Here is a 13,883-nt window from a genome sequence, read left to right as displayed (position 1 = left end):
TGTCGATATCAGTATCAACTTGCCTTATTCGGATCTGTTGTCCGAGTTTGGCCTAATACACTCTTTTGGTGTCTTATTTAACTGACGTGTGTTTGTTGTATGTTTTTTACCTTCTATCTCTTTTGTATTGGTTGTCTCTTTTCTATTTTTTGAATCAAACGGAGTGCTCTTCAATTTTTTAGCGTTGAGATAGATACGCAAAGCTTCTTTATTTTCCTCATAGGTTAAGCCTGAACAGATAACACCTCGTTTAATCAATGACTTCAGCAATAGTTCGTCGTTCTCAATAGTGGAAGCCTGTGACAGTGAGGAAAAAATTAGAACCATTAAAGCCATTGTTTTTCTGGGTGTTTTTGTAAGAGTCCTCGTTGTACGAGCCTCGGTTGTAAGAGGCGCTGTTATAAGGAACATAGTCATAAGAGCCATCAGGTTTGATTATGTAACAAAATATATTTATAAAATTCACCAATCAAATGGATAATTATTACAATTAATTATTCGTTCCGGTTTCAACATTTAGAGTTAATATAAAATAAGGAGTGTTATTTATTCTATTGTCAGTTATTTAATGGGTTTTGTTGAATGAATAGCTGATAGTTTGGATATTTAATAACATTGATTAGAACGCGGTTATAATTCTGTAGGGCGCTTTATACAAGGAGTTGGCTTCTAAATAATAAGATAATTTTTTATTATCGATGTTTTAAAATACGCATGTAATAACTGAGTCATTAGTAAATACCCATGCTCAAATTATTTTTACTCAAAATATCAATAATTAGGGTATTGATAGTAATTTTCAGTGCTTCAACGGCGTGAAATTTAACAATAGCGGCGGTGATAGGATCGGCGAGTAGCAAAAAGAGCCCGTATTTGAGCTCTTTTTCTTTTAGTCTCTTTGGTATTTTTACTTATGACTGAGAGACATCGCGATAAAAGTAACGTTCGCAAGTGCTCGGATTCATGCGCTTAATGATGTTGGATATTAAAGCGATAACCAGCACTGAGAATACCAACCTTCCCCAAAATATGGTGTAGAAGTCTGCCCCAATGAGCATGATCAACAACGTATCTTCAATCAAGCTGTGGAGCAAGTTGAGCAGCATGATTGCGGTGAATACATCTCTTGCTGAGATATGGCCTTTCTTGGCTTCGTTGATCAATAAGCCGCCGCCAAACGAAAGACCTAGCGTGATTCCTATAATTGTTAGGTTGGTTGCGTCCTTGCTGATTCCTAGCAGTCTCAAGAACGGTCTTAACAATATTGCCATGAGCTTTTCAATGCCGAGAATCTTTAAAACCTTGAGTAGCAGTAATAACGCTGAAATCACCATGAAGATAACCGCAAAACTCTTGAGCTGTTCAATAGCCCAACCCAAATAGCTTGTGTCTCCTGATACTTCAGGCTGCCAAAGCACCGTTGCTGGGTAGTTGAGCAAATCCCCATATTGATAACTGAGATTAAGTAGCCATGCCAGGACCAAGCTACCACCGACTCGTACCGACAGGGTTGCCAGCCAGCTCACGCCCGCCTTTTTGGCTATCGCCCCCTCAATCGGCAATGAATGTGCTAGTAGCATCATGCTGCCTAAAACCGAGGCTTGAGCAACCGTTAAGGGAGCGTCGGAATTGATGAGGATAATCAGCCCCGCATAGATGTTAGTGAGTATGGTGGTTGCCCATACCAAGCCCATTTCTTTCGGTAAGCCGACGCTTTCCATTATTGGGCTCAGCCATTCGCTAAGAATCACGATGCCGCCGAGCTCTTCAATGACCTTTATCACGATGATAATTGGAATCATGATTCGGAAAAGAGTCGAGGTGACATCGAAAATCTCTCTAAGGAGTTCTTTAAAAAATTGATAGGTTGATTTCATAGTTACGACCATGGTTCGATTGTTTGGTATGAGAAGATCTTACCGTGATTGTTGTGATTCAGATTTCTAAATTGACCTTTAAAGTTGCGATAGATTTTTTAATTATCGTAGAATTAAAAATTATAAGTCATAAATGTATTGGTTTAAGAAATTATGGTGATTGACCGTATAGATAGAAGCATTCTGGTTGAACTGCAAAAGAACAACAGAATCCCTAATCAGACATTGGCTGAGCTGGTCGGGTTGTCACCGCCTGCTTGCTTAAAGCGAGTGAAACGGCTGAGAGAAGAGGGCGTGATAGTCGGTGATGTGTCCATCATTAATCCAGAACTGACCGGCAGTAAGATGACTTTGGTTGTGTCCGTGGAAATGGAGCGTGACCGAGGGGATATTTATCAAATATTTCGCCATTCTATTTCGAAGGCAGAAGAGGTCACGCAGTGCTATCAGATATCAGGCAGCTTTGATTTCATGCTGATTGTGACGGTCAAAGACATTCAAGCCTACGAAGACTTTGTGGAGCGAGTACTGCGCAAAGATCTGAATATTCGTAAATTCCATACCTCTGTCTCAATGAGAACCGTGAAATTTACCACTGCAGTAAACTTAGATGAGTCGTGACTGTTCGCTTGAGAAGGTATGTGAAGTTATTAGCTTTGTGAGGTACTTAGCTAATATTTGTATAAATAGCAGGCATTTACACAAAATGTGACGTTCACATTTTGTCATAACTTTAATAATTGTATATATTCCTCGCCTAAAATAATAATTAACCTAAGTTAATATAATGACTGTCAGCTCATCTACTCAATCTCGTGAAACGCTTCTCAGCGAAAACGAACAACTTGTCTCTACCACTGACTTAAAAGGCGTGATTACGTACAGTAATGATGCTTTTTGTCGCATAGCGGAATACAGCCAACAAGAATTGCTAGGGCAACACCACAATATCGTAAGGCATAACGATATGCCGAAAGCCGCTTTTGCCGATATGTGGGTTAACCTAAAGCAAGGTAAAGCTTGGCGTGGCATCGTAAAAAACAAAACCAAATCCGGCGGGTTTTATTGGGTCGATGCTTACGTAACTCCGATTTACGACAATGGTAAGGTGAGTGGTTACCAGTCTGTTCGTGTTAAGCCAAAGAATGAATGGATACAAGTTGCAGACAAGGCTTACCAAGGCCTCTTGAAGGCTGAAAAGTCGGGTCGCCAATGGTCCTTAAAGATCAGTGACAGTGTTCGTTACGCCGTGTTGCTAGGCTCTTTGGCTGCGCCTCTGATTTCAAATCTCGTTGAAGTAGGGCAAGTATCACAATGGTTGTTGAGCCTACTTCCTGTTTCAGCATTGGCGTTACTTTTCCGACAAGAGCTGATAGATACTCCACTGCAGTTGAAAAAGCTGCAATCGAAATTCGATAGTGTCAGTCGCCTGGTCTATTCAGGTAATAGTCAGTTCTCTGTGGCCGATTTTCACTTAAAACTATTGTCTGCAAGAATCCGCACCGTGCTAGGTCGTATGACAGACTCTGCCAAGCCGTTACAAGATTTGGCTGACAACTTGAATGCCACGTCATTTGAAGTATCTGAAGCTTTAGATCAACAAACAAAAGATATTCTTCAAGTACGAGAGGCGACTGAAGAGGTTGAAGTCACGGCCAATGAGGTCTCTTCTCGCACAGAAGAAGCGCACCAGATTGTCGATGTGACTTTGCAAACCTGTGCTGGCGCTAAAGAGAGTATTAATCAAACTCATCAAAACTTAGAGAGCCTAGCTTCTCAGGCTGAAAAGGCGACTCAAACGACTTACCAACTGAGCGACCAGGCTCAGAGCGTGAGCAAGATAATGGAAGAGATTGGTGGAATCGCTGAGCAAACCAACTTGTTGGCCCTGAACGCTGCGATTGAAGCGGCGAGAGCGGGTGAGCAAGGACGAGGCTTTGCTGTGGTTGCCGACGAAGTGCGTGCGTTGTCGGGTCGAACCTCAAAGGCTACGGTTCAGATCAAAGAGAGCATCGATACAATGCTAACGACGATTGAAGGGTGGCAGAAAGATATTCTGGCGAACCGAGAGCAAACGGATGCGTGTGGTGATGTTGCGAAGGTGAGTGCAGAGCGCTTGTCGGAGGTCGAAAACCTAATGCAATCCATGAATGAACTCATGCAGTCTGTTGAAAGTTCTGCTCATAAGCAACGTGAGCTGTCGAGTGAGGTCAATCTGCATATGCAGTCTATCGCCTCGACGGCAGAGCAAAACTTAGTAGCAACGCATTCTGTGAAAGATCACTCTACAGAGTTGAAAGAGCAAGTGAACGAGTTCTACCAACTGGCAAAGCGTTTCGAAGAAAAATAGCCGTTAGATTTAATCCGAATGAGAGAAAAGACAAAAAAAGCCCCGTATTTTCATGCGGGGCTTTCTGTATGCATCAACCCATTTAAGGGCGAGACAGTGTATTCAAGATTAAGCTAGAAGCTCTTTCGCTGTGTTTACTACGTTTTCAGTAGTGAAACCGAACATCTTGAATAGCTCACCTGCTGGTGCAGATTCGCCGAACGTTGTCATACCGATGATCTTGCCACCGAAACCAACGTACTTGTACCAGAAGTCAGCGATGCCAGCTTCTACAGCGATACGTGCAGTTACGTCAGATGGAAGTACAGACTCACGGTATTCAGCATCTTGCTTGTCGAACGCGTCAGTTGCAGGCATAGAAACTACGCGTACTTTCTTACCTTCAGCGATTAGTTCAGCAGCAGCGTTAACCGCTAGCTCAACTTCAGAACCCGTTGCGATAAGGATAAGCTCTGGCTTACCTTCACAATCTTTCAGGATGTAACCACCCTTAGCGATGTTTGCTACTTGCTCAGCGTCACGATCTTGTTGTGCAAGGTTTTGACGAGAGAAGATAAGTGCAGAAGGACCATCTTTACGCTCGATTGCTAGTTTCCAAGCAACAGCAGATTCAACTTGGTCACATGGACGCCATGTGCTCATGTTTGGAGTTAGACGTAGAGAAGCGATCTGCTCAACTGGTTGGTGAGTTGGACCATCTTCGCCAAGACCAATAGAGTCGTGCGTGTAAACTTGGATGTTCTGAGTTTTCATCAGAGCAGCCATACGCATAGCGTTACGAGCGTATTCCATGAACATTAGGAACGTTGCGCCGTATGGTACGAAACCACCGTGCAGAGCGATACCGTTCATGATCGCCGTCATACCGAATTCACGTACACCGTAGTGGATGTAGTTACCAGAGAAGTCGTTTGCCTCAAGAGACTTAGAACCAGACCACATAGTCAGGTTAGAAGGCGCAAGGTCAGCAGAGCCGCCCATGAATTCAGGTAGCATAGCACCGAACGCTTCTAGAGCATTTTGAGATGCTTTACGTGATGCGATGTTTGCTGGGTTAGCTTGAAGATCAGCGATGATTGCCGATGCTTTCTCTTCCCACTCAGCTGGTAGGTCACCGTTTACGCGGCGTTTGAATTCAGCTGCCAGCTCAGGGTATGCTGCTTCATAAGCTGCAAGTTTCTCGTTCCACGCTGCTTCCTTAGCTGCGCCTGCTTCTTTCGCATCCCACTCTGAGTAAACTTCCGACGGAATTTCAAAAGGACCGTGCTCCCAACCTAATTCTTTACGTGTTGCTGCAATTTCTTCAGCGCCTAGTGGTGCACCGTGACAGTCGTGCGTACCTGCTTTGTTTGGAGAACCAAAGCCAATTACTGTTTTAGTACAGATTAGAGTAGGGCGAGGATCTGCTTTAGCCGCTTCAATCGCTGCGTTGATAGCGTCAGAGTCGTGGCCATCTACTGCTGGGATTACGTGCCAGCCGTAAGCTTCGAAACGCTTAGGTGTATCGTCAGAGAACCAACCTTCAACTTCGCCATCGATAGAGATACCGTTGTCATCCCAGAAAGCAACCAGCTTACCAAGGCCTAGCGTACCTGCTAGAGAACATGCTTCGTGAGAAATACCTTCCATCAGACAGCCATCACCCATGAATGCATAAGTGTAGTGGTCTACGATGTCGTGGCCTTCTTTGTTGAACTGTGCAGCTAGCGCTTTCTCAGCCATAGCCATACCAACAGCGTTAGTAATGCCTTGACCTAGAGGACCAGTCGTTGTTTCGATGCCTGGTGCGTAGCCGTACTCTGGGTGACCTGGAGTCTTAGAGTGCAGTTGACGGAAGTTCTTAAGGTCTTCAATTGAAAGCTCGTAACCTGCTAGGTGCAGCAGAGAGTAAATCAGCATTGAGCCGTGGCCGTTAGACAGGATAAAACGGTCGCGGTCAGCCCACTCTGGGTTTGCTGGGTTGTGGTTTAGGTGAGAACGCCAAAGTACTTCAGCGATGTCAGCCATACCCATAGGTGCGCCTGGGTGACCAGAGTTTGCTTGTTGTACGCCGTCCATGCTTAGAGCACGAATAGCGTTAGCTAGATGTTTGCGATTCATAAGAACTTCCGAATAAAAATTAAGAAAAACAAAATTGATAAAAGTAGGGGAACTGAACGTTCCCCTATTTGAATTTGGTAAGAGTGATTACAGCTTAGCTGCGATCATGTCTTCTAGTTTGCCTTGGTCAACGGCGAAGTTACGGATGCCTTCAGCCAGTTTCTCAACAGCCATTGCATCTTGGTTGTGGTCCCATAGGAACTCAGCGTGAGTCATCGCTGCTGGACGCTCTTTAGTACCGTTAGAGTCGATAAGCTTCTCTACTACTTCGCCTTCTGCTGCTTCTAGGTCTGCTAGAAGTTGAGGAGCGATAGTTAGACGGTCACAACCAGCAAGTTCAAGGATCTCGCCGATGTTACGGAAGCTTGCGCCCATAACAACAGTTTTGTAGCCGTGGTCTTTGTAGTAGTTGTAGATATCTGAAACTGAGATTACGCCTGGATCTTCTGAAGCTTCGAAATCACGACCTTCTTTCGCTTTGTACCAGTCCATGATGCGACCTACGAAAGGAGAGATTAGAAATACGCCAGCTTCAGCACAAGCACGAGCTTGAGCGAAAGAGAATAGAAGCGTTAGGTTACAGTTGATACCTTCTTTCTCTAGGATTTCAGCAGCACGGATACCTTCCCAAGTAGAAGCCAGTTTGATAAGGATGCGGTCGTTAGTGATGCCAGCGTCGTTGTACATTTTGATAAGTTGACGAGCTTTAGCAACGCTGCCTTCCATGTCGTAAGAAAGACGAGCATCTACTTCAGTAGAGATACGGCCAGGTACAACTTTCAGGATTTCTTTACCGATGTTCACGTTAAGCATGTCGCAAGTATCTTGAACTTGCTGTGCTTTATCACCGCTTTGCGCTTTTGCGTATTCGATAGAAGCATCGATTAGAGGAGCGTACTCAGCAATTTGAGCAGCTTTCAGAATTAGAGATGGGTTAGTTGTTGCATCTTCAGGAGTGTACTTGCTGATAGCTTCGATATCGCCAGTGTCAGCTACAACAGTTGTTAGTTTACGAAGTTGCTCTAATTTATTGCTCATTTTGATCATCCTATGTATCGCATAACACCTCATTAATGGGAGAGGTGTGGGCATTTGCAAGCTAACTAATGAAGTTCTCAATGGTTGTACCAGTGAGCCAAACTTACATTAATTTAAATTTTTCTCCGAACGAACATTTGCACAGAACATTTGATCGATCGATGAGTAAATGATGTAGCCATATTTATCCGATCTAGCCCCAAAGTCAACGGTAAATAGCGCTGTATGGTGACTTCAGTCAAATATATTTCGCTCTAGTAACCATGGGGTATGCAAGCAAACGTTTAACGAGCAAAGTGAGGTGAATTAATCAACAACAAAACCATGGTTATGACGATGAGCAAATGTACCTTGCTGTTACATATGTTCGGGGTGTAAACTTGTGTATCACTTGCTTAAGCATCGAACATTTGATCTCTAAGCAGGTAAAATAATTGTTAAATATTGGTTGAGTGGTATATGAGTAAGAATATCCAAGATGTTTCCGAAGAAAACACTGATCTCCTCACTGAAGTAGCGGTTGCTTATTATCAAGACGGTGCCACGCAAGAAGAGATATCTAAAAAGTACTCTATCTCCCGTGCAAAGGTTGGTCGAATGCTCAAGCAAGCCAGAGATGAGGGCATTGTTGAGATCACCGTGAAATATCACCCCGTCTTTAGTGCGAAGATTGAGCAGCGTTTGATCGAACGATTTGGTGTGAAGCGAGCGCTTGTGGCACTAGACCAACCAAATGAAGAGAAGCAGCGATTACAGGTTGCTGGTTTAGTGTCTAACTATCTTACCAGTACACTGAAAAACGGTATGGTAGTGACAGTAGGACAAGGGCGAAACGTATCGTCTGTTGCTCACCACACTGGTGTAATTACGCCACGAGACTGTAAATTCGTGTGTGGTATCGGCGGTATTCACCCAAGAGGCGGTATGTTTAATGCCGACCATATATGCAGGCAGCTAGCCAAAAAGTACGGTGGATCTTCTGAAACCTTATATGCCCCCGCTTATGCTGAGAATAAAGCGCAAAAAACCGCATTCATGGAAAACAGCACCGTTAAGCAGACTCTCGATCTCGCTCGAAAAGCCGATGTCGCTTTAGTCGGTATCGGTGATATGAGCGAAAACAGTTATATGGTCGACTTAGGTTGGTTTACCGCAGGTGAGGTCGTTCAATCTCGTTTATTACAAGGTGTCGTCGGTGACTTTGCGGGTTACGACTTTTTCGATGTTCACGGTAAAACAGCAAACACAGTAATGAGTGACCGTGTGATTGGTTTGGCCTTGGAAGAGTTCCGCCCAATAGCAGAAGTCATTGCCATCGCAGCCGAAAACAGTAAACCATTAGCTCTATTAGGCGCACTAAGAACCGGTGTGGTCGATGTGATAGCGACCAGCGTAAGTAATGCTTTGACGGTGCTTAACTTGGATGAACAGATGAAATAGAAGTAAATAACCTGTTTGTATTTTGTATTTGTTTTCTGAAGTCATCAAAAAGTCTATTTAATTAATCTATCAGCAGAACGCCAATTTTATAATGATTCTACTCATTTTTAATATAATTTATTTGGTCATAAAATATTTTTATATTAAGTAAGGTATAACTAATATTTATAGGTTTAGTCAGAAAGTTAATTGGTTAATATAATAACCCATTGATAAAGTCTCGTTTCATCTAATAACGAATCATCTATTTTAAAGATAATTCGACTAACGAGACTTTTATAATGAGGATTAAATTAATTTGTACACTTATTACGGCAGTCATTGCTGTTTGTTCTGTACAAGCCACTACTTTACCTGCGCCTACTTGGCATATGATGACCTTTATTGATGGCAGTACGAAAGAGCTGCGCTTGATGGGGTCACAACATATGTTTTGGTATCAAGACCATGATGGACACCTTTATGTTCAGGACCCAGATAATCAATGGTATTTTGCTAAGTATGTAGTAAGTGATAATGGGGTAGGCAGGGTTATTTCAACGGGTGTACTGGCTTCGAGTGAGGCTGAGATACCCATTGAATCAAACATCAAAAATTTGAAAATCGATCCAATACACGTCAATGAATCTTTCGATTCGCCGGCTGCAAACCATAAAAGATTTACTCCAAGACAAAGTCAACGATCATCCATATACAGCACTTCAAATAAAAAGATCACCGAACAGGCCTTATTGGTTGTACAAGTCAGTTTCTCAGACGAACAGATAGAAAATGATTTTCAGTCGACGATATTTGGTGAGAACCAACAAAGTGTTCAAGATTACTTTCTTAAAAATAGTTATGGGAATTATAAAGTTGTTCCGGCCAAAGAAAACCAAGGAACAAAAAATGATGGTGTTATTGATGTCACGCTGGGTATAGATCATCCTAACTGTCATTCTAAGTCTGAACGTAATTGCCAAAGTAAACTCAATAATGTGTTCACAAAGGCTTATGAAGCACTAGACGTTGACTTTAACCTTTCTCAATACGACTACAATAATGACGGTAGTATTGACCCACAAGAACTGTCCGTCATGTTCGTCTTTGCGGGTAATGACAAATCAAGTGGTACACGCAAAACTCCTACGATTTGGCCGCATAAATTTGCCCACAGAACTGTCGAGATAGACGGGAAGCGCATTAGCGCGTACTGCCTCTTCGCAGATTATCAAGATGATCATCAGTCGACTATGGGGGTTATTGCACACGAGCTTGGACATCTGATGTTAGGCCTGCCGGATTTATATTCTTACAAGCATAATGGTTCAATTGGGCATTGGGGTCTAATGGGAGGTGGAAGTTGGGGGAGTAAACCGAGTGATCAGTACGCTGGAGAAACACCCGTTAATATGTTGGCGTGGAGTAAAGAAGCATCCGGATTTTTAAAGCCGAAAGTACTCTCCAATAACGGTAGTATCGAAATCGACACTATAAAGGGTGAAAGTGTTATCCATCTTGATCCTTACCTTAAGCAATTTGGGCCGCGTGCTTACGTTGAAAACAGACGTAAAAACAATTATGACCAAGCGCTTCGTGGAGAAGGCTTGTTGATTACAGCTGTGAATATAGATAACCAATTCAATAGCTCCGGTCCGATGCAAGTACAGGTATTCCAAGCCGATGGAGAGGGGTTATTAGAAAGCGGATTCTCTTCTGGAGATGCTGGTGATGTCTTTCCAGGTAGAGAATCGGTTACCAATCTCTCAGATGATTCAGAACCTTCCTTAACAGCGATTACAGCAGGAAGAAAGACGGATATCTCAATAACCAATATTGTTAGCGATGATACTAAAGCGAGTTTCTCTTTATTAGTACCGAACTCAAACAATAAATCGTCTTGGGTAACCTCTTTTGGAAGAACCTATCCGCGTTATAACGCGAATATTAATGTTCTAGGTTTTTCCATTGACGTGGTTGAAGGAAACCAAGACATTGCAGGAATTCACTTTTACGCGAAAGCAACGAGCGTCGCGATGCCAATGTTTTATCGTTTGGTGGAATACCCATATCAATCAAGATTTGGCAATGCAGTTATTGATGAGCGCGCAGGTCGATTGTTACACCGAGGCATCGCGTCCCTGGACGGTGGACAAATCATTTTTGATGAGAAAATTAAGCTTGGCTTGGGCTCAAAGTTACTTGTGCTAGAGATTGAAAATGGGACTCCTGAATACTCAACCCAATTTTTAGACGCATATCTAGGAGATGGACAAAGAAAAAGGCAATTTTCAGGCACCATTTCTGATTACAAAGCTCAAGGCTTAAGTCGTGGTTTCGGTCAGAACTTTCCTTTTGCAGTTCTTTTTGAATTGCCAACCAAAGCCAAACCTATTGCTGTCGATGATAGGATCTCAACCGATGAAGACATTCCTTTTATGCTCAACCTACTAGCGAATGATATCAATTTGCCTAAGCCAAATAATTATTCAGTTGAAATCGGACAGAAACCAAACAAAGGAGTAATACAGGCTGGGACCTACTTCCCGTTAGTTGATCAATTTGGTCGTGACAGTTTTACATATCGTTTGGTAGGTCAAGCCGGAGAACAGACGGACTTTGCACGTGTGGAGGTTGATATTAAACCTGTGAATGACGATCCTCAGTTGAAGCTCAATAGGTTAAATGCTAAGTCGGAGCCAGGTGAAACTGTGACATTTATGGTCACCAATATTGCAGATGTTGATTCTTCAGAGCATCAAATCACGTGGTCTCAAGTTCAAGGTCCAAGGTTACCGTTGAGTGATTCACAATCTAAATCCATCAAAGTAACAATCCCTAGTGATGCTGTAGAAGGAGAGCAATACAAGTTTGCCGTTCTAGTGCAAGATTCGTTAGGAGGTTACGCAAAGCAGTCTGTAGTAATTGATGTTCGAAAAAAGCAAGTATCATTATTGGGCACTAAATCGCTACAAGTACAATATGGTGATGATATTGATCTAATTCCTAATATTAACGGAGAAGTCGACACATTAATTATTTTGGACTCTCCGCGTAACGGTACTGCAAAAATTGTCGATAATAAGATTATTTACAATGCACCTTCTCCACGTAAGTTAGCTTTATATGACAGTATTAAATATAGGGTTTTATCTACAGATGGCGGTGAGTGGATAGGTTCGTTTGATATCGAAGTTTTACCGAATGTTTCGAATGAATCATCGGTACCATTAATTGAAAGTGATTCGTCAGGAGGCAGTTCCTCAATACCTCTTATTTTTATATTGTTTTTGGTCCTTCGGTTACGCCAAAAACGATAGAATGAAGTGAAATGGAAGAGCTATATTTATAGCTCTTTTTTATTTGTCCACGCATAAGCCAACTCAAAGAAACGGAATGATCTGTCGCATTTCTGATTCTAGGGTTACATTAATAGGTGCTTAGTTTCATTTGGGTGTAATGTTGATCACAAAAATGGACAATCGTTTTTTTGAATGATTTTTGAGCTTTAGCCTTATAAATGATGAATATTTACATAAATTTCAACGATTTTCGGTAACTAGAAGGTGGTGAGTGCATAGGTTTTGGTTATAATTGTGTTGATTGTCATTTGTCTGGAGAAGGTGTTGTGTAAGGACTTTGGTATGTGAATGACACACAAAACATGTTGTTTGTAAAAGCACATAGGGATTTGTGAATCAGTTGTTGGTCGCGATAAACGTATTTATTTGTATAGATGCATATAAACATTATTTATGACTATATAAATAATGTTTTTTTGTATCTGAATGACACTATTGTTACTTTTACGCTGATTTTTAATAAGAATAATTAATAAAAGAACGCAACATCGGGGTAGTTTGCACCATGAAAAACGTCAACAGGTCTATCGACGTCAAATATTTAAGAACATTTTCACACGTTGCTAAGCACAAAAGTTTTACTGCGGCCGCTGAGTCTTTATTTATGACACAGCCTGCGGTATCTCAACATATTAAAAAAATCGAAAGTACAATCGGGGCGAGTATTTTTGATAGAAAAGAAGGATTTTTACTCACTAAACATGGAAAAGTATTACTCGATTACGCAGACCAAACAATGTCTATGTACGAAAGGTTGTTTGAGGATTTAGAAAAGGTAGAGTTAAGAGATCAATTCAATATAGCGATTGCGGAATCTTTTTGCTTCGATATGGTTGAACGTGTAATCAATGAATTTCGGATGTTGAACAATATAGACTTGTCCATAAACAGTTTTACTAAGTCTTCTTTATTAGACTCGTCTCGCTACGACCTAATATTCACAATGGATAGGATTTCACAAGAGAATGGAAAATCTTATCAATTAAAAACTGTGAATTATGTTATCGCGCATTCTAATACACTTGATCCACACGAGTGTTATCCACAAAGAGTCGTTTTCTGTAGTTCTCTTCCCAAGTCTTATGTACAAGAGATACTTAATGATTATAACATTGATTCAACTCATGTAACGAGTTGGGTTAAAACGAGCTCGTGCCAATTTCTAAAAAATGAACTGGAAACGAACGGAACTATTCTAATTTTCCCCGAGTGGTCAGTGTGCAATACTAATTGCAAGGTTATACCATTACGTCAAAAAGTGAATATGTATGTCTGGTGTAGTGATGAGATTTCGCAAGAGCTAGAGGAGTTAGGAATGAAAGATAAAATTCAACAGTTGTTTCAAATTAGTGATATTTCTACGCCTGTATTAGAGCATAGTATTATGTGATTAGTTCGATAGTATTGATACTGTGCTAAAAATAAAGCAGCTTAAAGCAATAGGTATTCCGTAAGGGATGCCTTTTTTATAGCTATCAAAACCGGCTACTTTTCCTATTAGGTACATTATTGAAACTAAAATCCCACCTAGAAAACCTATAAGAATCAATGTTGCTGTAACTAATTCGGGTTCTATACCAATGATCAAGGAACAAAGTAACTTCACATCTCCAGCGCCTATCACTCTTAGATACCAAAGTATAAAAAACACCACGAAGCAGAGAACCGCTATGGGTAACGATGACATCAAGTGACCGTTATGTAACGCGACGAGAATACTATACCGAATCAACTTGA

10 protein-coding genes are annotated in these 13,883 nt (G+C 41.7%); 5 read left to right on the top strand and 5 right to left on the bottom strand.

All coding sequences use genetic code 11. The features are described from left to right. Positions 1-24: 24 nt before the first annotated feature. Complete coding sequence (locus AB4484_RS14640) at positions 25-336, bottom strand: hypothetical protein (RefSeq protein ID WP_372078878.1); 312 nt, start codon at positions 334-336, stop codon at positions 25-27. Between the two features lie 575 nt (positions 337-911). Then, positions 912-1,877 (bottom strand): hypothetical protein, encoded by a 966-nt coding sequence (locus AB4484_RS14635; RefSeq protein ID WP_048606173.1) that lies wholly within the window; start codon positions 1,875-1,877, stop codon positions 912-914. Positions 1,878-2,030: 153 nt separating this feature from the next. Here AB4484_RS14635 and AB4484_RS14630 point away from each other — a divergent pair, with 153 nt between their 5' ends. Both AB4484_RS14630 and AB4484_RS14625 read left to right on the top strand, forming a co-directional pair. Next, positions 2,031-2,498 carry an Lrp/AsnC family transcriptional regulator gene (locus AB4484_RS14630; RefSeq protein WP_048606174.1) on the top strand — a complete coding sequence of 156 codons (468 nt, stop codon included), beginning with the start codon at positions 2,031-2,033 and terminating at the stop codon, positions 2,496-2,498. A gap of 166 nt (positions 2,499-2,664) precedes the next feature. Beyond that, positions 2,665-4,227: a PAS domain-containing methyl-accepting chemotaxis protein gene (locus AB4484_RS14625; RefSeq protein WP_048615471.1), complete on the top strand. Its 1,563-nt coding sequence runs from the start codon at positions 2,665-2,667 to the stop codon at positions 4,225-4,227. Positions 4,228-4,335: 108 nt separating this feature from the next. Here AB4484_RS14625 and tkt read toward each other — a convergent pair whose 3' ends face one another. Together tkt and tal are read right to left on the bottom strand one after the other, a co-directional pair. Further along, complete coding sequence (gene tkt / locus AB4484_RS14620; RefSeq protein WP_372078874.1) at positions 4,336-6,327, bottom strand: transketolase; 1,992 nt, start codon at positions 6,325-6,327, stop codon at positions 4,336-4,338. 87 nt (positions 6,328-6,414) lie between these two features. Then, complete coding sequence (tal, locus tag AB4484_RS14615) at positions 6,415-7,365, bottom strand: transaldolase (protein ID WP_009845571.1); 951 nt, start codon at positions 7,363-7,365, stop codon at positions 6,415-6,417. Positions 7,366-7,824: 459 nt separating this feature from the next. Here tal and AB4484_RS14610 point away from each other — a divergent pair, with 459 nt between their 5' ends. The 3 genes from AB4484_RS14610 to AB4484_RS14600 all read left to right on the top strand — a co-directional run bounded on the left by AB4484_RS14610 (position 7,825) and on the right by AB4484_RS14600 (position 13,536). Next, positions 7,825-8,805 carry a sugar-binding transcriptional regulator gene (locus AB4484_RS14610; protein WP_048615469.1) on the top strand — a complete coding sequence of 327 codons (981 nt, stop codon included), beginning with the start codon at positions 7,825-7,827 and terminating at the stop codon, positions 8,803-8,805. Between the two features lie 281 nt (positions 8,806-9,086). Next, the gene (locus AB4484_RS14605; RefSeq protein ID WP_372078873.1) at positions 9,087-12,104 is read left to right on the top strand and encodes a M6 family metalloprotease domain-containing protein; all 3,018 of its coding nucleotides are present in this window, start codon (positions 9,087-9,089) and stop codon (positions 12,102-12,104) included. 547 nt (positions 12,105-12,651) lie between these two features. Continuing rightward, positions 12,652-13,536, top strand: a complete 885-nt coding sequence (locus AB4484_RS14600; RefSeq protein ID WP_048615467.1) for a LysR family transcriptional regulator — start codon at positions 12,652-12,654, stop codon at positions 13,534-13,536. Here the strand turns inward: AB4484_RS14600 and AB4484_RS14595 are convergent. Further along, positions 13,537-13,883 (bottom strand): prepilin peptidase (locus AB4484_RS14595; RefSeq protein ID WP_372078872.1); only part of this gene is annotated, 347 nt, incomplete at its 5' end.

The organism is Vibrio sp. 10N.261.46.A3 (genome assembly GCF_041472995.1).
Classification (GTDB): Bacteria; Pseudomonadota; Gammaproteobacteria; order Enterobacterales; family Vibrionaceae; genus Vibrio; species Vibrio coralliirubri.
The sequence above is the reverse complement of the archived record's forward strand: the minus strand, read 5'-3'. Positions and strand labels throughout refer to the sequence as shown.